The sequence below is a fragment of the Castellaniella sp. genome, from assembly GCF_049671645.1.
Lineage (GTDB): Bacteria > Pseudomonadota > Gammaproteobacteria > Burkholderiales > Burkholderiaceae_B > Castellaniella.
Genome location: NZ_JBATVG010000027.1, coordinates 1 through 26,294 on the forward strand (window position 1 = coordinate 1; position 26,294 = coordinate 26,294).

The window sequence follows — 26,294 nt, forward strand, 5'->3', positions numbered from 1 at the left end:
GAAACGACAGCAGCCCGTCGTTCATTATTTCCTTCAGTTCCTGGTGCGCAATCATGAAAACGTCCTCTGGTAGTGAAAGAACGCATCAATCCGTTCTTTCCTTATTTAGATATACGTCATCATACAACATGATGGGGAATGAAGCAATGCCGAAAACGATCGCTCGCCGATCGTTGCATCTCTTTAACATTACGTTTGCGGCTGCTCAGGAAATTAGGGTAATTGCTGATTTCTGGTTATACGACAACATATCACAATAGCCCCTTGACCGTATGTGGAGAAGGGCGTGGCCGAGCACAAATTCGAACGACTGCTATTGACCGGCGCCGCCGGCGGGCTGGGTCAAGTCCTGCGCGACACGCTCAAACCCCTGGCGAACGTCCTGCGCCTTTCGGATGTGCAGTCCCTGGGCGATCCCCGGGCGAACGAGGAAGTGCGTCTCTGCAACTTGGCGGACAGGCAAGCGGTCGATGAACTGGTGCAGGGTTGCGATGCCATCGTCCACATGGGCGGGGTGTCGGTCGAGCGTCCCTTCGAGGAAATCCTCGAAGCCAACATCAAGGGTGTGTTCCACATCTACGAAGCGGCGCGTCGCCACGGCGTGCGCCGGGTCATCTACGCCAGTTCCGTCCATGCGGTCGGCTTCTATCGCCAGTCCGAACACCTGGACGCCATGATGCCCACCCGGCCGGATGGCTACTATGGCCTTTCGAAGGTCTATGGCGAAGGCATGGCGAGCTTCTACCATGATCGCTATGGGATCGAGACGCTGACCATCCGCATCGGGTCTTCGTTTCCGGAACCCAAGGATCGCCGGATGATGCATACGTGGCTCAGCAGCCGGGACCTGACCGAACTGATCCGCCGCGGCCTGTTCACGCCCGGCATCGGCCACACCATCGCCTTCGGCATGTCGGCCAACAAGGAGGTCTGGTGGACCAATTCGCAGGCGGCCCACCTGAACTACGCGCCGCAGGACACGTCGGAAACCTTCCGCGATCAGATCGAGCGGCAGCCCATGCCGGCGGCCGACGACCCGGCCATGGTCTGGCAGGGCGGCGTCTTTACTGCGCAGGGGCCTTTCGACCCCGTCAAGGCGCCGGCCTGACCGCCGATCATTCATCATTACGCCAGACGCGAGGTTCAGTGTGCGCTATACCTTCGATTTTCTAGGACTGGCGCCGTATTGGAAAATGTTCCTCGACGGCGCGGTCACCACTCTGGAACTGACGCTGGCCTCGACCGTGTTCGGCTTGATCCTGGGCATCTTGTGCGCGATCGGGCGGCGCGGCAGCCGGCGCTGGCTGTCGGGCTTGTGCGGCGTTTATATAGAAGCGGTGCGCAATACGCCGTTCCTGGTGCAGATCTTCATCTTCTATTTCGGCCTGTCCAGCCTGGGCTACACCATGCCGGCGGCCGTGGCGGCGGTGATCACCATGGTCATCAATGTGGGGGCCTATTCGGCGGAGATCATCCGGGCCGGCATGGACGCCGTGCCGCCGGGCCAGGTCGAAGCCGCCGAATGCCTGGGCCTGTCGCGTCCGCGCATCTACTGGCACGTCGTCATGCTGCCCGCTTTTGAAAAGGTCTACCCGTCCATCACCAGCCAGTTCGTGTTGATGATGCTGATGTCGTCCGTGACCTCGCAGATTTCCGCCGAGGAGCTGACCGGCGCCGCCAACAACATCCAGTCGATCACGTTTCTATCGCTGGAAACCTACATCGTCGTCGCAGGCCTGTATCTCGTGCTGGCCGTCATCCTGAAGACGCTGTTCTGGCTGGGCGGCACCCTGCTGTTTCGCAGGCGCCGCATCATCGCGCGGGACGCCCGTGCCGCGTCGCTGGCGTCTCACGCCGCCGCGCGCCGCCAGACCCCGCCGTCGGTGGCGGCCCGCCAGTCCGCCGTCTAGGAGCCATCCATGGACCATTTCACCTTCGTGCAATTCGTCTATCTGCTCAAGGGCCTGGGCTGGACGCTGGTGCTGTCGGCCTTGTCCTTCGTCCTGGGATCCATCGCGGGGTTCGGGGTCATGCTGGCGCGGGTTTCCCGGTCCGGCATCATCCGGGCCGTCGCAGCCGTATTCATCCAGATGATTCAAGGCATCCCCTTGCTGGTCCTGCTGTTCATCGTCTACTTCGGCGTGGGGATTTTCGGCATCGACGTGCCGCCGCTGGCCGCGGCGGGCATTGCCTTGATGGTCTACGTCAGCGCCTTTCTGGGCGAGATCTGGCGCGGCAGCGTGGAGTCGATCGAAAAGACCCAGTGGGAAGCCGCCGAATGCCTGGGCCTGTCGCGCTGGCAATCGCTGATCCTGGTGGTGATTCCGCAGGCGGTGCGTCTGTCCCTGCCGGCAACGGTCGGTTTCCTGGTGCAGGTGCTCAAGTCCACTTCGCTGGCGTCCGTGGTCGGCTTCGTCGAGTTGACCCGTGCGGGCCAGATCATCAACAACTCGCTGTTCCAGCCGTTCCTGGTGTTCGCGCTGGTGGGCGGCTTCTACTTTTTACTGTGCTACCCCTTGTCGAAGTGGAGCCGAACCATGGAGAGGAAGTTAAATGTCAGTCGTCGTTAGCCTCCAGAACGTTCATAAGAGTTTCGGGCACAACCAGGTGCTCAAGGGCGTGACCTTCGACATCGCCCGAGGGCAGGTCGTCGCCATCATCGGCCAGAGCGGGTCCGGGAAGAGCACCGCGCTCAGATGCATGGACCGCCTCGAAACCATCGATGAAGGCGCCATCCAGGTGTGCGGTCATCTGCTGGGCGGCGACAAGGTCGATCTGGAACAGCTGCGCAAGGACGTCGGCATCGTGTTCCAGAGCTACAACCTCTTTCCCCACCTGACGGTCGGCCACAACATCACCCTGGCGCTCAAGCATGTGCGCAAGCTGTCGCGCAAGGCGGCGGAAGACCGCGCCCGCGCCGTGCTGGAGACCGTGGGTCTGCTGGAAAAATACGACAGCTACCCGGAACAGCTTTCCGGCGGACAGCAGCAGCGGGTCGCCATCGCCCGGTCGTTGGCGATGGAACCCCAGGTCATGCTGTTCGACGAGGTCACATCCGCGCTGGACCCGAAGCTGACCGGAGAGGTCCTCAAGGTCATCGAAAAACTGGCGGAAGGCGGGATGACGATGGTGCTGGTGACGCACGAAATGGCCTTCGCCCGGCGAGTGGCGGACCAGATCATTTTCATGCACGAAGGGCAGGTCTGGGAAACCGGCGGCCCCGAAATCCTGGTCAACCCCGCCACTCAGGAACTGCAGGACTTCATAGGCAATGGCCTATAAATTCAAGAGGCGCGCAGCCTCGTCACAACCCACCGAAGGAGACTTGGATGAAGTTCAAGAAGACAGCATGGATCGCCGCCGCAAGCCTGTGCGCTTTTGGCATGACGGCGCAGGCCGGCGATCTGGATCAGATCAAGAAAGATGGCGTGATCCGGGTCGCCATCGCCATGGGCGTTCCCATGTTCAGCTACGCCAACGCCCAGATGCAGCCGGAAGGATCCGACGTGAGCACGGCTGAGATGCTGGCGAAGGACCTGGGGGTCAAACTGGAACTGGTGCCCATCACCAACGCGGCGCGCATCCCGACCATTCAGACCGGCAAGGCGGATATCGCCGTCGCCAATCTGTCGATCACCGCGGAGCGTTCCAAGGTCATCGACTTTTCCGTGCCGTATGCTTCTTTGCAGATCATCGTGGCCGCCCCGAAAGAACTGAAGATCGCGGACTACAAGGATCTGAAGGGGGTCAAGATCGGCGTGACCCGCGCAACGGTCAACGATACCGACATCACGAAGAACGCGCCGGATGCCAATATCCGGCGATTCGAGGATGATGCCACGCTGGTCACGGCAGCGGCCTCAAAGCAGGTCCAGGCCATCTCGTCGCAGTGGCCCAACGTGGCGGAAGTCAACAAGAAGCTGAAGAACGATCCCTACGAAACCAAGTTCGTCCAGCATGAATTCATGCTGGGGATCGCCATGCCCAAGCAGACCCCGAAGCTGAAGGCCTGGCTGGACGAGTGGGTGCGCAAGAACCTGAAGAACGGCAATCTGAATGCCGCCTACAAGAAGTACCACGGCAACGACCTGAGCCCGTCCGTGCTGGCCAACGGGGCTTGATTACCCTGAGTTCCGCAGGCCGGCCGCAATCCCGTTGATCGTCATGTGGATTGCCCGCTGGTCGCGGGATTCCTGTTCGTTGGCGCGGTGCGCCGATGCGGCGCCTGAACGCATGCGGCGCAGCAGTTCCACCTGCAGGTGGTTCAGCGGGTCGATATAGGCGAAGCGTTCGGCCAGGGCCGCCTGCAGCGGGGCATCGTGGGCCAGCAGCTCGTGCCCCGTGATGTCGCGGAATATGCCGAGGGTGGCGTGGTATTCGCTTTCGATGCGGGTAAAGATCTGCTTGCGCAAGGCCTTGTCGGTCAGCAGTTCGGCATAGGCGCGGCCGATGGCCAGGTCGGTCTTGGCCAGCACCTGTTCCATATTGGACAGCAGGGTGCGGAAAAACGGCCAGTCGCGGGCCATGGCCTGCAGGCGCAGCAGGCGCGTTTCGCGGCCCAGGGCATGATCGGGGCCGCCTTCGTCCAGATAGCGGGTCAGGGCCGTGCCGACGCCGTACCAGCCGGGCAGCGGCAGGCGGCATTGCGCCCAGGAAAACGACCAGGGGATGGCGCGCAGGTCTTCGATGCGCTGCAAGGCCTTGCGTGAAGACGGCCGCGACCCGATGTTCAGGCCGGCGATCTCCCGGATCGGGGTCGAGGCGAAGAAATAGTCCGTGAACCCTTCCGTGCCGTAGACCAGGTCCCGGTATGCTTCCCGGGCCGTCTGCGACATCCAGGCCATGGCTTCGCCGTATTCCGTGGCGTTCTGGTCTTCGTGGCGGGCGGCGGGCGCGCCCGCCAGGCTGGCTTCCAGGGTGGCGGCCACGAACAGTTCCAGGTGCCAGCGGCCGACCTCCGCGTCTTTGTAGCGGCCCTGGATGATTTCCCCCTGTTCCGTCAGGCGGATCTGGTTGTTCACGGTGCCGGGCGGCTGCGCGACGATGGAATCGTAGCTGGGGCCGCCGCCCCGGCCCACGGAACCGCCCCGGCCGTGGAACAGGCGCAGGCGGGTGCGATGCTTGCGGAAGACCTCGACCAGGCGGCGTTCCGCCTGGTACAGCGACCAGTTGGACGTCAGATAGCCGCCATCCTTGTTGCTGTCCGAATAGCCCAGCATCACTTCCTGGATGCCGTCCTGCGCCTGGCGCACGCGGGCGGCGACTTCGGGCAGCGACAGCCAGGCATCCATGATCTCGGGGCCGCGCTCCAGATCGGGGATGGTCTCGAACAGCGGCACCACCATCAAGCCTTCCTGCGCCGCGGGTTGGCCCACCGTCGGCGCGATCAGGCCGGTTTCCTGCTGCAGCACCAGCGCTTCCAGCAGGTCGCTGAGGGTCTCCGTGTGCGACACGATGGATTGGCGGATGGCGGCCGCGCCGAAGCGGCGGCGGCCATCGGCGGCCATGCGCAGGATGGCCAGTTCCTTGGTGGTTTCCGCCGAATATTCGACCCAGGGGGAGACCAGCGGGCGCGGTTCGCGCAGCTCCTGGCGCAGGACCCGGACGCGGTCCGTTTCGGACAACCGCGCATAGCGGACGGACTTGCCGTCCAGCGTGACACCGGCGTGTTGCATCAGTTCGTCGAACACGCGCTCGTGCACGTCGGAGCTTTGCCGCAGATCGACGGTCGCCAGGTGAAAGCCGAAGATTTCCACCGCCTGGCGCAGATGCGTCAGGCGCAGCCGGCCCACCAGGGCGCCGTGATGGGTATCCAGGGATTCGGCAATGGTGCGCAGGTCGGCCGCCAGCTCGGATGCCGCCGCGTAGGCGGGGGCGTCGTAGGTGTTGCGTCGGGCCAGCCGGCGCCCGGTCAAAGCCAGGGCGGTGGCGGCCAGCCGGGCATAGATATGGATGCTGGCCCGCCGATAGGGCTCGTCCTGGCGGTGGGTGGACGGGTCCTGGCTGCTGGCGGCAAGGTCGGCCAGGGCGGGCGTGACCTGCATCAGCGACTGGGACACCGACAGCTCGGCCCCCAGGGCATGGATTTCGGTCAGGTAATAGCGCAAGGCGTGGGCCGATTGGCGCAGCAGGGCTTGCTCCAGCGTGGCTGCGTTGACGTTGGGGTTGCCGTCGCGGTCCCCGCCGATCCAACTGCCCATGTGGGCGAAAGAGGGCAGCGGCGCGTTGTCCACGTCAAAGACGGATTTCGGCGGTTTTCGCAGCAAAGCCCCCATGTCCAGGTGCAGTTGGGGCAGGGTGCTGAAGAACGTGCTGGTGTAGTACGACAGGGCGTTGTCGATTTCGTCCAGTACCGTCAGCTTGCTTTGGCGCAGCATGCGGGTCTGCCACAGCGCGGCGATCAGGCCCGTCAGCCGTTCCTGCAGGTGCGCGGCTTCCAGGGGCGCGTGGGGCGCGTCCATGTGGCGCAGGTGCCGGGCGACTTCCTGGTGCAGGTCCAGGGTGCTCTTGCGCTGCACTTCGGTCGGGTGGGCGGTCAGCACCGGGACGATGCAGGCCTGGGACAGATGCTGGCGGATGCGGCTGCCCGACAGGCCGCCCGATTTCAGGCGTTCCACGGCATGTTGCAGGCTGCCGGGCGTGGCCGAGCCATCGGCCTGCCACTGCAGGCGCTGGCGGCGGGTCTGGTCGCGGTCTTCGGCGATGTTGGACAGGTGCAGGAAATAGCTGAAGGCGCGGGCGACCGAATTGGCCTCGCCGTCCGCCAGTTTGCGGATCTGGCGTTCCAGCATGCGGCCGTCCTTGTCCTGGCCTTCGCGGCGGAATGTGACGGCGGCGCGGCGCAGCTTTTCAATCACGTCGTAGATGGGGCGGCCTTCGCATTCCCGGATGACTTCCCCTAATGTGCGGCCCAGCAGCCGGATGTCCTGTCGCAGAGGGGAAATGACGTCGTTCGGGGATGCGGGCTTCACGGGGTCTCCATCATGGATCGAGGATTGAATGGCGCTTGGGTGCCGCGACCGCGCAGGGAGCCCCGCGCGGGCGGCCGTTCATAATAAGCGCATTAGGGCAATCTTCGCATAGCTGTTATGCGTTTTTCTTATAACAGCGCGGGCCGGGCCGGATGGCGGAGCTGCCTACAAGCCGCCGGCGCAAGCCACCGTGGTGCCGGTGATGTAGGATGCGGCCGGCGATAGCAGCCAGGCAATGGCCGCTGCGATTTCGCCGGGTTCCGCCAGCCGGCCCAGCGGAATCCTGGGCGCGATGCGCGTGGGGCGGTCCGGTTCGCCGGCCGCGGCATGGATGCCCGTCAGGGTGCTTCCGGGCGCCAGGCCGCAGACGCGGATGCCCTCGGCCGCGACTTCCCGCGCCAATCCCAGGGTGAAGGCGTCGAGCGCCGCCTTGCTGGCCGCGTAGTGCACGTATTCGCCGGGGCTGCCGGTGCGCGCCGCGACGGATGACACGTTCACGATCACGCCGGCCAGGCGGTGGCGCCTGAAGTGGGCCAGGGCCTGGCGCGTACAGCGCATGGCGCCCAGTACGTTGACGTCGAACACGTGTTCGATCACCTCGTCGGGCGTCCGGTCGAATGGTCCGATCGGTCCTGTGATCCCCGCGTTGTTGACCAGGCCGGTTATCCGGCCGGCGGCCGACTCCGCGTGTTGAAACATGCGCTGGACCTCGTCCGGGCGGGCGACGTCGGCCTGGATGGCGAATGCCCGGCGGCCCAGTGCCCGGATCTGGTCGGCGACGGCAGTCGCTGCCGCGTCGTCGCGCGCGTAGTTGACGATGACGTCGTGGCCCGCTTGCGCCACGGCCAGCGCCGTCGCTGCGCCGATGCCCCGGCCCGCGCCGGTGATGAGAATGGCGCCGGCCTGTTCGGCCGGCCGGTTCTGGCCGTTCATGATGTGGTTTCCTCGGCAGTGGCGTCGCCTGGGCCGCGCGCCGGGAACCGGCGCGGGTCGACGGACTTATTATGCCGGATCGGTTCCCGAAGAACGATGCCGGATGGGCGCGGAGGATCTGGTTTTCCGGGAGCGGCCCGGAAGTCTGCCGTCGTCCCTGCCGTGTCCTGGCCCGCGGGTATCCGGCTATGACGCAGTATGATGTTTTCGAGGGCGTCGGCCCTTGCAGGATGCGGGCCGCTTGGCCGCATGCCGCCTCATTCACAGGATTGGATTCACGATGACAAAAGTCGATGGGGCCGGGGGTTCCCCCGCCCAGGTCTTTGGCCACCCGCTGTTCCAGGGCATGCCCGAGGACATGCGGCCGATCTTGCTGCGCGATGCCGCCGTCCTGCACACGCAGGATGGCAAGACCTTGTTCCACGAGGGCGGGGAGGCCGTCGAATACCTGTATGTCTTCAGCGGCAGCATCGAGGTGCTGCGCCATACCCAGGATGGCCAGGAACGCGTGTTTTCGATTTTCCACCCGGGACAGATGCTGGCGGAAACCGCCATGTTCATGACCCATGGCCGCTACCCCATGGAGGCGCGTTCGCGGGGCGACGCCGTCGTGCTGTGCCTGAAGCGCACGGGCTTGCAGGAAGCCGTCCGGGCCTGGCCCGAGCTGGCCATGCGCCTGCTGAACCGCCTGAGCGACCGGGTCTATCAGCGCGTCAACGATGTCGAGTGGTACAGCGACAGCACCGCCGCCCAGCGCCTGGCCGATTACCTGCTGCGCTTGCACGGCGACCCCGCGGACGGCCCGGTGCGCCTGCCGCTGACCCAGCGGCAACTGGCCGCGCATCTGGGGGTGCGGCCGGAGACGCTCAGCCGACTGTTGGCCGATTGGGTCGCGCAGGGGCATATTTCCGGCGCCAGGCGGGATTGGGCCTTGCTGAATCCGTCGTTTCTGGAATCCCTGGCGCAGGCTGCACGGCGCAGCTTCTGAGCGACGGATACCTGCAGATTGCGCCGGTTCCCGCTGCGCCTGCGGCAAACAAGCCGTACACTTGAAGATTGTCCGCAGAAACAACCCGTAAGGATCCGCTCATGTCCAAGCCTTTGCGCTCATCCAACATCACCCAGGGGGTGGCCCGCGCACCGAACCGTTCCATGTATTACGCCCTGGGCTATACAGAAGACGACTTCAACAAACCCATGATCGGCATTGCCAACGGGCAAAGCACCATCACGCCTTGCAACAGCGGCCTGCAGCCGCTGGCGGATGCGGCGGCGGCGGCGATCAAGGTCTCCGGCGGCAATCCGCAGATGTTCGGCACGCCGACGATTTCCGACGGCATGGCCATGGGCACGGAAGGCATGAAGTATTCCCTGGTCTCGCGCGAAGTCATCGCCGACTGCGTGGAAACCTGTGTGCAGGGTCAGTGGATGGATGGCGTGCTGGTGATCGGCGGCTGCGACAAGAACATGCCCGGCGGCATGATGGGCATGCTGCGCTCCAATGTGCCGTCCATCTATGTCTACGGCGGCACCATCCTGCCGGGCAGCTACAACGGCCAGGATCTGAACATCGTCAGCGTCTTCGAAGCGGTCGGCGAACACGCCGCCGGACGCATGACCGAGACCGACCTGCGCAATATCGAAACCCATGCCATTCCCTGCAGCGGGTCCTGCGGCGGCATGTACACGGCCAACACCATGAGCTCGGCCTTCGAGGTCATGGGCATGAGCCTGCCGTATTCTTCGACCATGGCCAACGTGCACCAGGAAAAGATCGATTCGGCCGCCGAATCGGCCCGGGTGCTGCTGAAGGCCGTCGAACTGGATCTGAAGCCGCGCGACATCGTCACGCGCAAGTCCATTGAAAACGCCGTGGCCGTCATCATGGCCACCGGCGGCTCGACCAATGCGGTGCTGCACATCCTGGCGATTGCTCACGCCGCGGAAGTCGACTGGACCATCGACGACTTCGAACGCGTGCGCCGCCGCGTGCCGGTCATCTGCGACCTGAAGCCCAGCGGCAAGCACCTGGTGGTGGATTTCCACAAGGCGGGCGGCGTGCCCCAGGTGATGAAGCTGCTGCTGAACGCCGGCCTGCTGCATGGCGATTGCATCACCATCACCGGCAAGACCATCGCCGAAACGCTGAAGGACGTGCCCGACGTCCCCGTTGACCAGGACGTGATCCATACCCTGGACAATGCCCTGTACGCCGAAGGCCACCTGGCCATCCTGAAGGGCAATCTGGCCGAGCTGGGCGCCGTGGCGAAGATCACCGGCCTGAAGAACCCGGCCATCACCGGTCCGGCGCGGGTGTTCGACGACGAACAGTCCGCCATGGACGCCATCTTGGCGGGCAAGATCCATGCCGGCGACGTGCTGATCCTGCGTTACCTGGGACCCAAGGGCGGCCCGGGGATGCCGGAAATGCTGGCGCCGACCAGCGCCCTGGTGGGCGAAGGCCTGGGCGATTCCGTGGGCCTGGTCACCGATGGCCGCTTTTCGGGCGGTACCTGGGGCATGGTCGTGGGCCATGTGGCCCCCGAAGCGGCCGTGGGCGGCACGATCGCCCTGGTCGAGGAAGGCGATTCCATCACCATCGACGCCCATAAGCAATTGCTGCAGGTGAACGTCGCCGACGAAGTCCTGGCCAAGCGCCGCGCCGCCTGGACGCCGCCCAAACCCCGCTATACGCGCGGGGTGCAGGCGAAATTCGCCTTCAACTGCTCCGACGCCAGCACCGGCGCCGTGCTGGATCGATTCGAAGACCGCAGCTGATTCCGGGCGGCCCGCTCTATCGGCGGGCCGTTCTGCAGTATCGTATCGGGCTGGATTTCCCGGGCCGTCTGACGGCGGCTTCCGGGGTCCGGCCCTTTTTGAATGGAGACTGGTCTTGCTGACTGCCGAACAACGCGCTTTGCAATTGCAGATCCGCCTGGGTCTGGGGGTGCGCGACGCATTCGATGCCGCTGCCGAAATCGAACAGCGGGTGGATTTCCTGGCGGAACTGCTGCGCAGCACGGGCGCCCGCGCGCTGGTGCTGGGGATCAGCGGCGGGGTGGATTCCCTGACGGCGGGCTGCCTGTCGCAGCGGGCCGTGCAGCGGGTGCGCGAGCAGGGCGGGGATGCCCGGTTTGTGGCCATGCGCCTGCCCTATGGCACGCAGCTGGACGAGGCCGATGCCCAGGCCAGCCTGCAGGTCATCCAGCCCGACGAAACCCTGACGGTGGACGTGCGGCCCGCGTCCGACGCCATGCTGGCGGCGGTGCAGGCTTCGGGACAGGTGTTTCGCGATGCCGCGCAGCAGGATTTCCTGCATGGCAACATCAAGGCCCGCCAGCGCATGATCGCCCAGTATGCCGTGGCCGGCGCGCGCGGCGGGCTGGTGGTGGGCACGGATCATGCGGCCGAGGCCCTGATGGGCTTCTTCACCAAATTCGGCGATGGCGCGGCCGACGTCACCCCGCTGGCCGGACTGAACAAGCGCCGGGTCCGGGCGCTGGCCGGCGCCATGGGGGCGCCCGACGCCCTGGTGCTGAAGGTCCCCACCGCCGACCTCGAATTGCTCAAGCCCCTGAAGCCGGACGAAGACGCGTTCGGCGTCAGCTACCAGCAGATCGACGATTTCCTGGAAGGCCGGGATGTCTCTCCCGAAGCCTTCGAGATCATCGTGGGCACCTGGCGGCGCAGCGCCCACAAGCGGGCGCTGCCGATCGCGCCCTGACGCAACCGGCGCCCCGCCGCTTGGCGGCGCCCGTTTTCTCCAGGAACCCGGCTCTCTTCGAGTGACCGGGCCTTCCTTCCTGGACGATTCCCCTCCATCGCACCGATATCCGGGCGCCCGCGGGCCGGCACGGTAGATCGACTGCGGGTTCTTTCAACAAGGCCTTCTTCGCCAAGGCGTGTCCGCGTGTGCCTCCATTCTTTGATATCCTGTTGACGTACTGCTGATGTACACATAAAATACAATTAATAAATCTGATGATTATTAAAGATAAAATTCACGTTCGGAGGACGACGGGCTTATGTACAGCCAAATCATGTATGCGGTGGACGGGTCGGTGGCGACCATCACCCTGAACCGCCCCGAGCGTATGAATGCGCTCACCAAGGTGCTGGAAACTGAACTGTGGTCGGCCCTGGATCAGGCGGGACGAGACGACCAGGTCCGGGCGGTGGTCCTGACCGGGGCGGGACGGGCGTTCTGCGCCGGGATGGACATGGACGAACTCGAAGTCCTGCCGCCCGACGACATCGGTCGGCGCGAATGGATGCGCCCCTACGACATGAACCGTCGCGCGGATTATCAAACGCGGTATTCGTATTTCCCCAATATCGACAAGCCGGTCATTTCGGCCATCAACGGCGCAGCAGCCGGCTTGGGCCTGATCTTCGCGCTTTACAGCGATTTTCGGATCGCGTCGACCTCGGCGGTGTTCGCCACGGCCTTCGCCAAGCGCGGCCTGATCGCCGAACACGGTATCGCGTGGATCCTGCCTCGCGTGGTCGGCCATGCGCATGCCATCGACCTGTTGCTGACTTCACGCAAGGTCGACGCGGACGAAGCGCTGCGTATCGGACTGGTGCAACGCCTCGTCGAGCCGGAGCATTTGCTGGAAGAGGCCTACGCCCTGGCGGACACGCTGTCCCGCGATGTGTCGCCCCGTTCCGTGCGTGTCATGAAGCGGCAGCTCTGGGAGGCTCCCTATCAGAGCCTGGGCCAGGCGGTCGTCCTGGCCAACCGGGAAATGTACGACAGCATCCTGAGCGAGGATTTTCAGGAAGGCGTCGCGCATTTCAAGGAAAAACGCGCTGCCCGGTTCACCGGACGATAAGCGGCGTCCATCTAGACAGGCATCTCACTGAGAGGGTCGTATGCCGGGTATTGGAGAAATATTCAGCCAATTGACCAATGGGGTCATTCTGGGCTTGATTCTGGCGCTGGTCGCCACAGGCTTCACCATGGTCCTCGGGGTCATGGGCATTCTCAATTTTTCCCATGGACTGTTGTTCGCGTTGGGGGCGTATCTGGCGCTGACCATCTACAAGGTGACCGGTTATTGGGCGGCTTTGCTGCTTGCGCCGCTGCTGGTGGGCGCGCTCGGCATTCTGCTCGAGAACGTATTCATCCGGCGGCTCTATGGCAAGGATCCATTGTTCGTGCTGCTGCTGACTTTCGGCATCGCCATGGCGGGCGAGGACGTGATCCAGATGATCTGGGGAAAGCTGGCCTATTCCATCGATCCTCCCGCGCAGGTGCAGGGGGTCTTGAATCTGGGTTTCATGCTGTATTCAAAGTATCGCGTTTTCATGGGCCTGTTCGCCCTGTTGGCGATTTTCTCGGTCTGGCTGTTCATGGCGCGCACACCCTACGGCGCCATCATCCGGGCAGGGGCGTACGACAGCGAGATGGTGGGCGTCCTGGGCAAGAACCTGCCGCGCATCCGTTCACTGGTGTTCGGCCTGGCCGCCGCGATGGCCGCCTTGGCGGGCATCATCGCGGCTCCGTTGTGGAGCATCCGTCCGCAGATGGGGCTGGACGCCTTGTTGCCGGCATTTCTCATCGTGGTGATCGGCGGCATGGGGAGCTTCTGGGGCAGCGTCCTGGGCGGGCTGCTGGTCGGGATCTCCAATTCGATCGCCGTCATGTTCATCCCCAGGTTCGCCGACCTGATGATGTACGTGTTGGCGGTGGTCATCCTGCTTTATCGTCCGCGCGGCCTGATGGGTACGCGCAGTGTGCTGGAGTAATCCATGAAAACCGAAAAGAAAAGCGGGCGCGCCGCAGGCGGCATGCCCACGAAGACATTCCTGTTGCTGTTCGCCGGATTCGCCGTGTTGCCGCAGGTGCTGCAGGCGCTGGGAATCAGCCTGAACCTGGGGACGGAAATGCTCATCATCGCCCTGTTCGCGATGGGATACAACCTGATGCTGGGCACCACGGGGCTGCCCGCGTTCGGGCATGCGGCCTTGTTCGGGACAGGGGCCTATGCGGTGGGTGTCATGGGGGGCCATGGCATGGGCGGATTTGTCGAAGGCCTGGTCGGCGCCACCGTCGCCGGCATGCTGGCCGCTTTCCTGATCGGCGTGCTGGTCATGAAAAAGCGCGGGATCTACTTCGGCCTGCTGACCCTGGCGTTCGGCCAGATGTTCTATATCATCGCCTTGCGCTGGGACGAGGTCACGGGAGGCGAGACCGGGCTGACGGGTATCGAGCGCCCGATGCTGTTCTTCCTGGACATGAATAATCCCACTGTCTTCTATTGGACGGTCCTGGTAATTTTCTCGGCGTCCGTGGCCTTGCTCTGGAAGATCACGAATTCGCCCTTCGGCAGCCTGCTGACGGCCATCAAGAGCAACGAGATCCGCACGCGCTACCTGGGCTATGAGACGGTCTACTACAAGCTGCTGGCATTCACGATCTCGGGCGCTTTTTCAGGCCTGGCCGGAGGGCTGTTCGCCTGGCACCAGTATGCGGTCTACCCGCAGACGCTGTTCTGGGTCGAATCCGGCAATATCGTGATCATGACCCTGCTGGGCGGCGGATTGACCAGTTTCCTGGGGCCCGTGCTGGGCGCGGCCGTCTTCGTGGGCGCTCAGGACCTGATCAGCAGCTATACCGAGCACTGGATGTTTTTCTTCGGGTTGCTGTTCATCCTGATCGTCACTGCTTTTCCGAACGGCCTGCCCGAAGCGTTCTCCAGGCTGTACCGCGCGGTCCGGCGCAAGGCCGGCGGCCAGGGCTCGGCCCCGTCGCAAGATGCCGTGAAGGCGGGGGACTGACATGGAAATCCTGCGTACGGAAAACCTGTCCGTTCAATTCGGCATGATCAAGCCGGTCGACGACGTTTCGGTCAGCATCGAAGAAGGCAAGCTGACCTCCATCATCGGGCCCAATGGCGCGGGCAAGACTTCGTTCTTCAATCTGTTGACGGGCTTGTATGCGCCGACGAACGGGCGGGTGTTCTTCGATGGCGAGGACATCACCGATCTGCCGATCCATGAAAAGGTGCTGAAAGGCCTGACCCGGACTTTCCAGATCCTCAATATCTTCGATCCGTTGACCGTCGAGCAGAACGTGCGCATCGCCGTGCAGCGCCGCTTCGGCCGGCAATGGAAATTGTTCGACCGGGTCGACAGCAATGGCGAGGTCGAGGACGCCGTGAGCGAAGTGCTCGAGCGCGTGCGTCTCAAGGACAAGCGAGGGGTTGTGGCCAGCGATCTCTCGCACGGCCATCGGCGGCACCTGGAAATGGGCCTGTCCCTGGCGACGCAGCCACGGGTTCTGTTGCTGGACGAGCCGATGAGCGGTCTGGGGATGTACGAGAGTTCGGTGATGTCCGAATTCATCGGCGATCTGGCCCGGGAGCTGACGGTCGTGCTGGTCGAGCACCACATGCCGGTCGTGCTGTCGATCTCGGACACCATCCTGGTCTTGAGCCGCGGCCGCCTGATCGCTCAGGGAGCGCCGGCCGACATCCAGGCCAGCGAGCAGGTCCAGGAAGCCTACCTGGGCAGCCGCCGTTTCGATATCCAGGCCGGAGAGACGAGCCATGCTTGAAGTGAAGGGAATCAATACATTCTATGGCCATGCGCACGTCCTGTTCGACGCCAGCCTGGCGGTGCGGGAGGGAGAGTGCGTGTCCTTGCTCGGGCGCAACGGCGCCGGCAAGACGACCACTTTGCGCAGCATCATGAACCTGACGCCGCCCCAGGGGGGCGAGGTCGTGTTCATGGGGCGGGCGCTGGGCGGTCTGATGCCCTACCAGGTGGCAAAGGCGGGCATCGCGATGGTGCCGGAGGACCGGCGCATCTTCCCGACCTTGAGCGTCGAGGAGAACCTGAGTCTGGGCGCCAAGCGCAATGCCCAGGGACAGGCGCCCTGGACCCTGGAGCGCATCTACGACATGTTCCCGAAGATGGCGGAACTGCGCGAGCGCAGCGGGGGCAACCTGAGCGGCGGCGAGCAGCAGATTCTGTCGATCACGCGCGCGCTCATGGGGAACCCGCAGCTTCTGATGCTCGATGAGCCGACCGAGGGTCTGGCCCCGATCGTGGTGGAGGACCTGGTCGAGGCGATCCACAAACTGAAGCGCGAACGCATGACGGTCCTTCTGGTCGAGCAGAACCTGAACGTCGCCCTGGACCTGGCCGACCGTTGCTATGTGCTGGACCACGGCCAGGTCGTCAGGGAAGGCAGCGCGGAGGCGATCCGCCGGGACGATGGCCTGCGGCACGACCTGCTGGGCGTGTGATTTTTGTATTTCTGGGAATGAATCATGAGCGATAAAACACAAACCGCCCCGACGCGCGATGATTGGCAGGCGCACAGTCTGGATCTGGACATTCGGTCGGGGATATACATCGACGGCGCTTTCGGTTCCGCCGCGTCGGGCGAAACCTTTGCGTGCGTCAGTCCGATCGATGGCCGCACGCTGGCGCACATCGCGGCCGGCGACGATGCGGATGTCGATCGGGCCGTCCGGTCGGCCCGCGCAGCCTTCGAGGGCGGAGCGTGGTCCCTGCTGGCGCCGGCCAAGCGCAAGCGTGTCCTGCTGAAGTTCGCCGAGCTTATCCGCCGCCATCAGGACGAGCTGGCGTTGCTGGAAACCCTGGACGTCGGCAAGCCCATCCGGTTCTCGAGGACGGTGGATATCCCCTTGGCCGCGGATTGCGTGGCGTGGAACGCCGAGCTGATCGACAAAATGTACGATGAGGTCGCGCCCACGGACCCGAGCGTCCAGGCGACGATCCGGCGGGAACCCGTGGGGGTGGTGGGCATGGTCGTGCCCTGGAATTTCCCCTTGCTGATGGCCGCCTGGAAATTCGGTCCCGCCCTGGCTGCGGGCAACAGCGTCGTGCTCAAGCCCGCCGAGCAGTCCCCCCTGACGGCGCTGCGCGTTGCGGAGCTGGCCGTCGAGGCGGGCGTGCCCGCAGGCGTGTTCAATGTGGTCCCGGGCTTCGGCCACACGGCGGGGAAGGCGCTGGGCCTGCACGCCGACGTGGACATGGTCGCGTTCACTGGGTCCACCGAGGTCGGGAAATACTTCCTGACGTATGCCGGCCAGTCGAACATGAAGCAGGTCTGGCTCGAGTGCGGCGGCAAGAGTCCGCATATCGTCTTCGCCGATGCCTATGACCTGGATGCCGCGGTGAAAGCGGCCGGGATGGGCATTTTCTTCAATTCCGGGCAGGTGTGCAATGCGGGGTCCCGGCTGCTGGTGCAGCGTTCGATTCACGATGAGTTCGTCGAGAAACTGAAGGCCTTCGCCGCGCGCATGGTGCCGGGCGATCCGCTGGATCCCAAGACTGTGCTGGGGTCGGTGGTCAGCCAGGAGCACCTGGAGGCGATTTGCGGCCATGTCGAGACCGCGCGACGTTCGGGCGCCGTGCTGGAAGCCGGCGGCAGCGCCGTGGCGGCTGTGCCGGGGGGCAGCTACATGCAGCCCACGGTGTTCAGCGGTGTCGATAATCGCATGCCGCTGGCCCAGGAAGAGGTCTTCGGCCCGGTCCTGGCGGTGATTCCTTTCGATGACGAGGCCGAGGCCGTGCGGATCGCCAATGACTCGATGTACGGCCTGGCTGCGGGCCTCTGGACGAGCGATCTGTCCAGGTCGCACCGCCTGGCGCGGCAGATCCGGTCCGGCATCGTCTGGGTCAATACCTACGATGCCGGTGACATGACGGTGCCGTTCGGCGGCGTGAAGCAGACGGGGTTCGGTCGCGATCGATCGCCGCATGCCTTCGACAAATATACACAACTGAAGACTGTGTGGATCCACGTGGGCTGATGTCACGACGTGGCGGCGCGCCGGGCATGGCGTGCCGCCACGCGGCCTGCGGGGTCGGGAAGGAGTAGTCATTCCGGCTCATTCCGAGCCGGTCAATCATAAGGATGGAGTAGACATGAAATATGCCAAGATTCTGGGCAGCCTTTTCTTCGCCGGCAGCCTGCTGTGCGTCCCGGGCGCCCAGGCGCAGGAAACCCTGAAGATCGGGGCGCTGCTGCCCCTGTCGGGGAACTATGGGTTCCTGGGCATCACGGAACGGCTGGGTATCGACATGGCCGTCGAGGAAGTCAATGCGGCGGGCGGCATTCTGGGCCGTCAGGTCGAGGTGCTGTACGAGGATGCCGGGGCGCCGGCCCAGGCCGTGCGCAAGGCCAATCAACTGCTGGAAACCAAGAAGGTCGCCTTTTTCCTGAACGGCGGCGGCAGCGCCGTCAGCACGGCGGTGTTCGAGTTCGCGCAGCGCAATAAGGTGATCAACCTGGCGATCGATCCCAATGCGGAGGAACTGGTCACGATCAAGGCCAATCCCTATTCGTTCCTGGTCCCGCCGCCCAGCAGCATGATCGCCAATGCGGTCGTTCCGGAAATGGCCAAAATGGGCAAGTCGGTGTTCTTCCTGACGCACGACTATTCGTTCGGCCATACGCAGACCGCCGAGCAGCGCCGCGTGCTGGCCGGTTTCCCCGGCGTGAAGGACCTCGGCGAGATCAAGGTGCCGTTGAACACGCGCGACTTCAGCTCTCAGATCATCGCGGTGCGCAATGCCAAGCCGGACATGATCGTCGTGAACGTCGCGGGTGTGGACGCCACGGCCCTGCTGCAGCAGATCTGGGAATTCAATCTGTACAAGGAAACCAAGGTTGTCGTGCCGCTGCTGGACTTCGAGGACAGTTGGGCGATCGGCGCCGAGAAGAACACGCTGATCGCGCTGGCCGGCGTGGAGTGGCACTACGATGTGCCCGCTGCGGGCGCCCAGGCCTTCAAGGAACGCTACCAGAAGAAGTATCCGAAGGCGCAGTACCCGGTGCCCACGACCAATGCGGTGAATGCCTACCTGGGCGTCCGTGAAACCTTGCGGGCCATCCAGCGCGCCGGCACCACCGACAGCGACAAGGTGATCTCGGCCCTGGAAGGCCATCAGGTCGAGGATTCCCTGAAACCCAATCCCCTGACGATCCGGGCCTCCGATCACCAGTGGGTGCAGGACTTCTTCATCTACAAGACCAAGAATCCTTCCACCAGCAAGGAGCCGGGCGATATCTACGAGCTGGTTTCCGTGGCGAAGGGTTCGGACATCGTGGTGCCCGACAGTCAGCGCCAGGGGGTTCTGCCCGCCCGTCAGTAGATCTCAGCGCCATTTCTTCAACACCGGCGCTGCGGGCGGTGCATTGCCCGCCCGCAGCGACAGCACGGTTTTTCATCGATCGGATTATGTCAGAAACCAGGATGTACGACTGGATCGCCACGCATGCGCGCAGCCATCCGGACCAAGAGGCCCTTATCGACGATCATTCGTCGCGTTCGTTCACGTACCTTGAGCTTGATCGGCGCGTGCAGGCGTTGGCCGCTTATATGAAGCACCGGCTGGGGGTCCTTCCAGGCGAGCGGGTGGCGACCCTGGCGCATAATTCGACGCATATCCTGGAAGTGCAATTCGCCTGCCAGCGGATCGGCGCCATTTTCGTGCCCCTGAACGTCCGGCTGGCCGTCGCGGAGCTCGACGATATCCTGAGGGATTGCGGCGCCGTGGCGCTGTTGCATGATTCGGAATTCGTCGGCGCAGCCGAGACGCTGGCCGCGCGCCTGCCCATCCGGGCCATGCTGATGCATGAGCGTGGCGAGCCCTGCGAGTACGAGCAGGCCATCAAGGAGGACGTGGGGCTGGGCGACCCTCATGTGAGCGGGCTGTCGGATTGCTGGACGCTGATCTACACCTCGGGCACCACGGGGATGCCGAAGGGCGTCATGGTCACTTATCGGATGGTGCTGTTTCATGCCATCAATTACGGTTTCGCGACCGGCCTGACGTCGGACAGCCACGGCCTGACCTTTCTGCCCATGTTCCACACCAGCGGCCTGAATCTGGCGGCGAACCCCTGCCTGCTGGCAGGCGGGAAGGTCACGGTGATGCGCCGCTTCGACCCGGCGCGCGCCTTGGCGCTGATGTCTCGTTGTTCTCATGTGTTCGGCGTGCCGGCCAATTATCTTTTCATGCAGCAGTTGCCCGAGTTCGCGCAGGCCGATCTCTCCGGTCTGCGCAGCATGGGCGTGGGCGGCGCGCCTATGCCCATGCCTTTGCTGAGCGCTTACGCCGAAAAGGGGGCGGGCATGCAACAGACCTTCGGCATGACCGAAACCGGCCCGACCGTCACGATCCTGGGCGCGCACCGCACGCTCGACAAGCAGGGCTCCGCCGGATTGCCCGTGATGCATATGGAAGTCAAGGTCATGGGTGAGCAGGGCGTCGAGATAACGGGCGGCGAGATCGGTGAATTGTGGGTGCGGGGGCCGTCCATCACCCCGGGGTACTGGAACCGTCCCGAGGAAACCCGCAAGTCCTTCGTCGATGGCTGGTTCCGGACGGGGGATATGGTGCGGTGCGACGAGGATGGCTATTACCATGTAGTCGATCGCTGCAAGAACATGTACATATCCGGTGGGGAGAACGTCTACCCCGCCGAAGTCGAGCGGGTCATCGAGCGGCTGCCCGGCGTCAAAGAGGTGGCCGTCGTGTCCCAGCCCGATCCGAAGTGGGGTGAAGTCGGCCATGCCGCGATCGTGCCGGTCTCGGGCGCGCGGCTGTCGACGGAAGCCATCCTGGCTCAATGCCGTGAGCGGCTGGCGGGCTATAAAGTCCCGCGCCAGGTGAGCCTTCTGGATGCCTTGCCCCGCAATGCGACGGGGAAAGTAGACCGCAAGACGCTGCTGACCCGGCTTTCCCGCGGGGAAGGGATGTCGGAAAATACGGTACCCGTCGCGCCTGGCCTCCCCGGAGACAGGCCCGATCATTCCAGCATTCTTCAGGACCATTCCATATGACGGCTTCATTAAAAGGGCGAGCGCCGGCCAATACCGTTGCGCCGGATGCGTCGCCCGAGGCGCTTGGAGACGATTTCGCCGACCAGGCCTATCACGTGATAGAAGCGCGTATCGTGCAGGTCAAGTATCCGCCGCGGCATATGCTGTCGGAACAGCAGCTCAGCCATGAGTTGGGCATCAGCCGGACTCCGATCCGTGAAGCCTTGCGCAGGCTGGCCGAAGACAAGCTCATCCAGATACTGCCGCGCAAGGGGGCTTTCGTCGCCGATGTCGAGATCAAGCAGTATCTGCATCTGCTGGACCTGCGCCACCAACTCGAATTGTTCGCGGCCACGCGCGCCGCCAAGCGCCAGAGCGATCAGCAGCGCCAGCGCATGGAAGCCCTGGCCGAAGAGTTGCGCGCGGGCATCGGGGCGCCCGATCAGGCGGTCTTCGTCTATTCGGACAAGGCCTACAAGGACCTGATGATCGAGGCTTGCCAGAATCCGTTCATCGGCAGCATCCTCGCGCCTATGCATGCCCACTCGCGCCGGTTCTGGTATTACAACCGCGACCACTGGTCCGCGGACGAGGCCGAGCAGGCTATCGAGCGGCACCTCGGGGTCATGGGCGCCGTGGCGAAGGGAGACGAACAGGCGGTCGCTCGCGCCGTCCAGGTGTTGTTCGAGTACCTGGAAGGATTCGCCCATCGGGTTTTACGCAACGAGTACCTCATATGACATCTTTCGATCTTCAGGAAGAGATCCGGCACGTGGCCGTCGACCGGCCGGAGCCCCATATCGCCCGGGTCATGCTCCAGGGCCGGAGCCGCTACAACCTCATGTCGTACGCCATGCTGCGTGAATTGTGGGCCGTGGCCAACCGCTTGCAGGGGGACGCGGATCTGCGTGTCGTCATCGTGTCGGGATTGCCCGATGCGTTTTCCGCCGGCATGGATCTCAAGCAGGCTGAGGTTGCGGGCCATCGGGCGCTTTCCACGGCGGAACGGCTGGAGATTCATTCGATCGGCGCTCGCGCGTGCGCTGCCTGGGAATCCCTGGACGCGGTCACCGTGTGCGCCATAGAGGGCTATTGCCTGGGGGGCGGGCTGGCATTTTCCCTGGCTTGCGACTATCGCGTGGCCAGCAGTGGCGCCATGCTGGGCGCGCCGGAGTTGCGCAACGGCATGAACATGAGCTGGCAGAGCATCCCCCGGTTGGTCGCCCTGATCGGCCAGGCCAGGACCCGGAAGCTGCTGATGCTGGGGGATCCCGTGGATGCGCAGACGGCGGAGCGCTGGGGCCTGGTCGATGAGCTGTCCGATCCGGGCGACGCGCAGGAGAAGGCCTTGCTGCTGGCTCGCCGCCTGGCGAGCATGCCGCCGGTTCCCATGCGCATGACCAAACAGGCGATCAACGTCGCGGCCAACGCACTGGGCCATGCAGTCAGCTACATGGATCTGGAGCAGTACGTCGCTTGCCAGTCCACGGACGAGCATCAACAGGCGCTGGACGCGTTTTTTCAGCGCCGCTGACCGTACGGCGCATTCCATCATCCATCGATTGAAAGAGGCGAGTGTGTTGTATCAATCCTCCGCCGGGGCCTTGTTGTGCCTAGAGCTTGCCCGGCAAGCCCAGGTCTGCGCCGACCGGCCATTTTTGACGCAGGGCGACAGGGCGTTGAGTTACAGCCAGGCTCACCGCGTCGTGGAAAGTCTGGCCGCCCGCCTCCATCGGCATGGGGTGGCGCCCGGCATGCGGTGCATTCTCTGGATGGAGAACGGCCTGGACTACGCCTTGATCTGGCTGGCCCTGGGGCGGATCGGAGCGGTCTCCGTACCGTTGAATCAAGCCTATCGGGGCGCGTTGCTGGCCCATCAGGTGAATGACGTCCAGGCAGGCGCCGTGGTGACCGATGCCGCGCTGTGGGGACGCCTGGCGGAACAGTCGGATCATTTCCAGACGGCATTTCCCCTGTTGTTTCACGGCGGGCGCGGGGATGCCGACAGCCTGCCGCCCGATGCCATCGAGCTATGGCCGGACGAGGTCGATGCGCCGTGCGAATTGCCCTATCCGGATGCGAGCGCCACGCTCTCGATCTTTTACACTTCGGGGACGACCGGCCCTTCGAAAGGCGTGCTCTATACCCACGCCCAGGCTGCGAACACGGCGGCCAGCGTGGCGACGCACTTGGCAACCGGCGATGTGTTCTACATGACCAACCCCATGTGCCACGTCGGCTTGCCGCATTGCCTGGGCGCGGTCCTGCAGGCAGGGGCGTCCCTGGTCATACGGCCGAGGTTCTCGGCCAGCGGGTTCTGGCCGGACGTGCGCCGGCACGGTGCGACCGTGACCATGATGCTGGGGTCCGTGGCCAGTTTCCTGAACGCCGCCGCGCCCAGCTCCGACGACCACCGGCATTCCTTGCGCAAGGTGCTGATGGTGCCGGTGCTCAAGGATGCCGCGCATTTTTGCGACCGTTTCGGCGTATCCGTCATGAGCTGGTTCAACATGACCGAGCTCAGCGTGCCGCTGGATACCGGAGGGTTCTCGACCCGTCCGGACGGCGGCTGCGGACGGCCGCGCCTCGGCGTGTCCGCCAGGATCGTCGATCGGTTCGACCGGGAAGTGCCCCGGGGCGTGGCGGGTGAACTGGTGATCCGGGACGAGCGGCCCTGGACGGTCAGCCCAGGTTATTTCAATCTTCCCGAAGCCACGCTTTCGGCCTGGCGGAATCTCTGGTTTCATACCGGGGATTCCTGCATCCAGGACGATTCCGGCGCGTTTTTCTTCGTCGACCGGCTCAAGGACTGCATCCGTCGGCGGGGCGAAAACGTGTCCTCGTACGAAGTCGAGTCCCAGATACTGACTCACCCCGCCGTGCAGGAGGTGGCCGTGATCGGCGTTCCATCGGCCGAGGGCGAGCAGGAGGTCCAGGCGATTGTTGCCCTGCGCGATGGCGGTCGCCTGGACCTCCCTGAACTGCTGGATTATCTGTTCGAGAGACTGCCGCCGTTCGCATTGCCCCGCTATGTGGATTTCGTCGCGGGCCCCTTGCCCAAGACCGAGACGGGAAAAGTGCGCAAAAACGCTCTGCGCGAGCAGTACCCCCAGGGGCGTGGCGATCGGGATGCCATGGGATACCGCTTGAGGAAGTCGTCGTGACGAATACACTACCGTTTTCCGCCGGCGCTCTGGGGGCTGAATTGGCGCCGCTGCCGATGAGGGTGACGGCCCGGAACCTGATGAGCTACGCCGCCGTCATGGGCGCCCATGATGCCTGCTATCTGGATGATTCCCGGTCGGAAGGCATCGTGGGCCTGCCGACGTTCACGGTCGTGCCCGAATGGCGGGTGATGAACGGCGCGGCCTATCGCGCGGTCCTGGCCGCGGATGACGAACGCATGTGGCGCTGCATCCACGTCCAGCAGGATTCGCGTTTCCTGCGGCCCATCCGGCCTGGGCAGACAGTGGTCGTCCGGGGGAAGATCTGCGCCTTGCGCCAGACAAGAATCGGCGTCTACGTGGCGGTCAGGCTGGACACGGTGCTGGAGGATACGGGAGACCTGGCGACGCAGAGCTGGTTTTGCGGCATCTTTCTGGGGGATAGGCTGCAAGGCGACGGCGGTGCGATCGCCGAGCCCCCGGCATTGCCGGCCGCCAGGGACATCGCTGCCTGGGAATCGGCCCCCGAACCCGTCCTTGTCGTATCGCGGGCGCTACCGCATCTGTATACCGAAGCCGCGGCAATCTGGAATCCCATCCATACCGAGCGTGTCGCCGCCCGCGCGGCGGGCTTGAAGGACACTCTGCTGCACGGCACGTGCACGTGGGGCAGCGCAGGCCTGGCCTTGATCCGCCGGCTGGCGCAGGGTGACCCCGGGCGCTTGGCGCGCCTGGGCGCCCGCATGGTGGGCAAGGCCTGTGTCGGGGAAACCCTGTTTCTCAGGTATTGCGTTCGGGACGAGCCGCCGGACACCCCGGTCCGATCCGTGGCGTTCCAGGTGCTGGATAGCGCCGGCGGACTGATCCTGGATGACGGCATCGCGGAAGTCCTTCACGCATAGCCCGCCACGATTTCGTAGGACCGCAGCCGCGCTGCGTGGTCGTGCATATTGCAGGTGATCATCAGTTCGTCGGCCCCCGTGCGGGCGATGAAGGACCGGGTCTGGGCTTCGACGGATCCGGGTGATCCGATCGCCGCGCAGGACAGGATGTGATCCAGCAATTCCCGGGCGGCGGGCGGCAGGCTGTCCAGATAGCCGTCCACCGGCCGGGGCAGGCGGCCGGGCCGCCCGGTGCGCAGGTTGACGAAGGACTGTTGCCAGGAGCTGGCCAGGAAACGCGCCTCTTCGTCCGTGTCGGCGGCGAAGACATTGAATCCCAGCATGACGTAGGGCTTGTCCAGATGCTCGGACGGCTGGAAGTGCTGCCGGTAGACGCGGATGGCGTCCATCATCTGGGCCGGCGCGAAATGCGAGGCGAAGGCATAGGGCAGCCCCAGCGCCGCCGCCAGTTGGGCGCCGAACAGGCTGGACCCCAGGATCCAGATCGGGACTCCGTGGCCCTCGCCGGGGACGGCGCGCACCGGGTTCTCGCCCCGGAAATACCCCATCAGTTCCACGACGTCGCGGGGAAACGCGTCGGGATCGGTCTGCAGCGTGCGGCGCAGCGCCCGCGCAGTCGTCTGGTCCGACCCCGGCGCCCGTCCCAGGCCCAGGTCGATGCGGCCCGGGTGCAGGGCCTCCAGCGTGCCGAATTGTTCGGCGATGACCAGGGGCGAATGATTGGGCAGCATGATGCCGCCCGCGCCGACGCGGATCCGCGTGGTGGCGGCTGCCACATGGTTGATCAGGATGGCGGTGGCGGCGCTGGCGATGCCCGTCATGCCGTGGTGTTCGGCCATCCAGTAGCGGTGGTAGCCCCAGGCGTCCGCATGGCGCGCAAGGTCGGCGGTGTGGGCGAACGATTCGGCGGCGTTGCCGCCTTCCGTGATGGGCGCCAGGTCCAGGACGGATAAGGGGATGGTGAGGCTCATGGCTGGCGTTCCGGTACGTTGATGATGGTTTGCTGCATCAGGGCGATCGGTGTCTTTCGCCCGGCGTTCAAAGCAAAGACGTCCACCTGCACGATGGTCAGGGTGCGGCCCTTGCGGATGACCTGGCCGACGGCTTCCAGGGATTCGCCCTGGGCGGGGGCCAGCAGGTTGATCTTGAATTCCACGGACAGCACCGTGTGGCCGTCCGGGGCCTGGGTCATGGCGGCGAAACTGCCTGCGGCGTCCGCGATGGCGCTGGTCGCCCCGGCGTGGAACAGGCCCAGGTGCTGGGTCAGGGCGGGAGAGAAGGGCAGGTGCACATGTGCGCGGCCGCTGCTGACGTCGCCCAGTTTGGCCCCCAGGTGTTGCATCAGGCCCGAGCGATCAAGAAGGGCCTGAATGCGGTCGCGCAAGGCTGCCGTATCCCGGGAAGGTGGAGATGATGCCATCGAGAGGTCCTGTATAGTCGTATGTCTGAAAAGCAATGGGCGGAAAGAAGCCGCCGCGCCCAACCAGTGTCAAACGATAAGCCATTTTCACCGAC

25 protein-coding genes are annotated in these 26,294 nt (G+C 64.5%); 21 read left to right on the forward strand and 4 right to left on the reverse strand.

All coding sequences use genetic code 11. The features are described 5' to 3' along the window. The 6 genes from WBG56_RS14525 to WBG56_RS14550 form a co-directional block, all read left to right on the forward strand. On the forward strand, nt 1–260 hold a 260-nt coding region (locus WBG56_RS14525; protein WP_424269569.1), incomplete at its 5' end, for a hypothetical protein. Between the two features lie 26 nt (nt 261–286). Then, a complete protein-coding gene (locus WBG56_RS14530; RefSeq protein WP_424269571.1) occupies nt 287–1,108 on the forward strand; it encodes an NAD-dependent epimerase/dehydratase family protein in 822 nt (273 codons plus the stop codon). Between the two features lie 40 nt (nt 1,109–1,148). Beyond that, nucleotides 1,149–1,910, forward strand: a complete 762-nt coding sequence (locus WBG56_RS14535; protein ID WP_424269573.1) for an amino acid ABC transporter permease — start codon at nt 1,149–1,151, stop codon at nt 1,908–1,910. Between the two features lie 9 nt (nt 1,911–1,919). Then, nucleotides 1,920–2,570: an amino acid ABC transporter permease gene (locus WBG56_RS14540; protein ID WP_424269575.1), complete on the forward strand. Its 651-nt coding sequence runs from the start codon at nt 1,920–1,922 to the stop codon at nt 2,568–2,570. Then, nucleotides 2,554–3,282, forward strand: coding sequence for an amino acid ABC transporter ATP-binding protein (locus WBG56_RS14545; RefSeq protein WP_424269577.1), 729 nt, complete (start codon nt 2,554–2,556; stop codon nt 3,280–3,282). Before WBG56_RS14540 ends, WBG56_RS14545 begins: the two co-directional genes overlap by 17 nt. 47 nt (nt 3,283–3,329) lie before the next feature. After that, nucleotides 3,330–4,121, forward strand: coding sequence for a transporter substrate-binding domain-containing protein (locus WBG56_RS14550; RefSeq protein ID WP_424269579.1), 792 nt, complete (start codon nt 3,330–3,332; stop codon nt 4,119–4,121). Here the strand turns inward: WBG56_RS14550 and ppc are convergent, their stop codons facing one another. Together ppc and WBG56_RS14560 are read right to left on the reverse strand one after the other, a co-directional pair. After that, a complete protein-coding gene (gene ppc, locus WBG56_RS14555; protein WP_424269581.1) occupies nt 4,122–6,971 on the reverse strand; it encodes a phosphoenolpyruvate carboxylase in 2,850 nt (949 codons plus the stop codon). Between the two features lie 165 nt (nt 6,972–7,136). Beyond that, entirely contained in the window at nt 7,137–7,904 is a 768-nt protein-coding gene (locus WBG56_RS14560; RefSeq protein WP_424269583.1) for an SDR family NAD(P)-dependent oxidoreductase, read from the reverse strand. 280 nt (nt 7,905–8,184) lie between these two features. Here WBG56_RS14560 and WBG56_RS14565 point away from each other — a divergent pair, with 280 nt between their 5' ends. From WBG56_RS14565 to WBG56_RS14635, 15 genes are all read left to right on the forward strand, one after another. After that, nucleotides 8,185–8,892: a Crp/Fnr family transcriptional regulator gene (locus WBG56_RS14565; RefSeq protein ID WP_424269585.1), complete on the forward strand. Its 708-nt coding sequence runs from the start codon at nt 8,185–8,187 to the stop codon at nt 8,890–8,892. A 101-nt stretch (nt 8,893–8,993) separates the two neighbouring features. Next, nucleotides 8,994–10,682: a dihydroxy-acid dehydratase gene (ilvD, locus tag WBG56_RS14570; RefSeq protein ID WP_424269587.1), complete on the forward strand. Its 1,689-nt coding sequence runs from the start codon at nt 8,994–8,996 to the stop codon at nt 10,680–10,682. A 118-nt stretch (nt 10,683–10,800) separates the two neighbouring features. After that, complete coding sequence (gene nadE, locus WBG56_RS14575) at nt 10,801–11,628, forward strand: ammonia-dependent NAD(+) synthetase (protein ID WP_424269897.1); 828 nt, start codon at nt 10,801–10,803, stop codon at nt 11,626–11,628. A gap of 301 nt (nt 11,629–11,929) precedes the next feature. Continuing rightward, nucleotides 11,930–12,739 carry an enoyl-CoA hydratase gene (locus tag WBG56_RS14580; RefSeq protein ID WP_424269589.1) on the forward strand — a complete coding sequence of 270 codons (810 nt, stop codon included), beginning with the start codon at nt 11,930–11,932 and terminating at the stop codon, nt 12,737–12,739. Nucleotides 12,740–12,779: 40 nt separating this feature from the next. Further along, the gene (locus WBG56_RS14585) at nt 12,780–13,655 is read left to right on the forward strand and encodes a branched-chain amino acid ABC transporter permease (protein ID WP_424269591.1); all 876 of its coding nucleotides are present in this window, start codon (nt 12,780–12,782) and stop codon (nt 13,653–13,655) included. 3 nt (nt 13,656–13,658) lie between these two features. Then, complete coding sequence (locus tag WBG56_RS14590) at nt 13,659–14,687, forward strand: branched-chain amino acid ABC transporter permease (RefSeq protein ID WP_424269593.1); 1,029 nt, start codon at nt 13,659–13,661, stop codon at nt 14,685–14,687. Between the two features lies 1 nt (nt 14,688). Next, nucleotides 14,689–15,465 carry an ABC transporter ATP-binding protein gene (locus tag WBG56_RS14595; RefSeq protein ID WP_424269595.1) on the forward strand — a complete coding sequence of 259 codons (777 nt, stop codon included), beginning with the start codon at nt 14,689–14,691 and terminating at the stop codon, nt 15,463–15,465. Beyond that, nucleotides 15,458–16,159 (forward strand): ABC transporter ATP-binding protein, encoded by a 702-nt coding sequence (locus WBG56_RS14600; protein ID WP_424269597.1) that lies wholly within the window; start codon nt 15,458–15,460, stop codon nt 16,157–16,159. Before WBG56_RS14595 ends, WBG56_RS14600 begins: the two co-directional genes overlap by 8 nt. A gap of 24 nt (nt 16,160–16,183) precedes the next feature. Then, nucleotides 16,184–17,695: an aldehyde dehydrogenase gene (locus WBG56_RS14605; RefSeq protein ID WP_424269599.1), complete on the forward strand. Its 1,512-nt coding sequence runs from the start codon at nt 16,184–16,186 to the stop codon at nt 17,693–17,695. Between the two features lie 115 nt (nt 17,696–17,810). Further along, the gene (locus WBG56_RS14610; protein ID WP_424269601.1) at nt 17,811–19,040 is read left to right on the forward strand and encodes an ABC transporter substrate-binding protein; all 1,230 of its coding nucleotides are present in this window, start codon (nt 17,811–17,813) and stop codon (nt 19,038–19,040) included. Between the two features lie 38 nt (nt 19,041–19,078). Next, entirely contained in the window at nt 19,079–20,734 is a 1,656-nt protein-coding gene (locus tag WBG56_RS14615; protein ID WP_424269603.1) for an acyl-CoA synthetase, read from the forward strand. Then, nucleotides 20,731–21,453 carry a GntR family transcriptional regulator gene (locus tag WBG56_RS14620; RefSeq protein WP_424269605.1) on the forward strand — a complete coding sequence of 241 codons (723 nt, stop codon included), beginning with the start codon at nt 20,731–20,733 and terminating at the stop codon, nt 21,451–21,453. The genes WBG56_RS14615 and WBG56_RS14620 overlap by 4 nt, the downstream gene beginning before the upstream one ends. Next, nucleotides 21,450–22,247: an enoyl-CoA hydratase/isomerase family protein gene (locus WBG56_RS14625; RefSeq protein WP_424269607.1), complete on the forward strand. Its 798-nt coding sequence runs from the start codon at nt 21,450–21,452 to the stop codon at nt 22,245–22,247. The genes WBG56_RS14620 and WBG56_RS14625 overlap by 4 nt, the downstream gene beginning before the upstream one ends. Before the next feature lie 43 nt (nt 22,248–22,290). Then, a complete protein-coding gene (locus tag WBG56_RS14630) occupies nt 22,291–23,877 on the forward strand; it encodes an AMP-binding protein (RefSeq protein WP_424269609.1) in 1,587 nt (528 codons plus the stop codon). Beyond that, a complete protein-coding gene (locus WBG56_RS14635; protein WP_424269611.1) occupies nt 23,874–24,779 on the forward strand; it encodes a MaoC/PaaZ C-terminal domain-containing protein in 906 nt (301 codons plus the stop codon). The genes WBG56_RS14630 and WBG56_RS14635 overlap by 4 nt, the downstream gene beginning before the upstream one ends. Here the strand turns inward: WBG56_RS14635 and WBG56_RS14640 are convergent. Both WBG56_RS14640 and WBG56_RS14645 read right to left on the reverse strand, forming a co-directional pair. Further along, the gene (locus WBG56_RS14640) at nt 24,770–25,750 is read right to left on the reverse strand and encodes an LLM class flavin-dependent oxidoreductase (protein ID WP_424269613.1); all 981 of its coding nucleotides are present in this window, start codon (nt 25,748–25,750) and stop codon (nt 24,770–24,772) included. The genes WBG56_RS14635 and WBG56_RS14640 overlap by 10 nt on opposite strands. Further along, on the reverse strand, nt 25,747–26,199 hold the full coding sequence (locus WBG56_RS14645; RefSeq protein WP_424269615.1) for a PaaI family thioesterase: 453 nt from the start codon (nt 26,197–26,199) through the stop codon (nt 25,747–25,749). Before WBG56_RS14645 ends, WBG56_RS14640 begins: the two co-directional genes overlap by 4 nt. Nucleotides 26,200–26,294 lie beyond the last annotated feature (95 nt).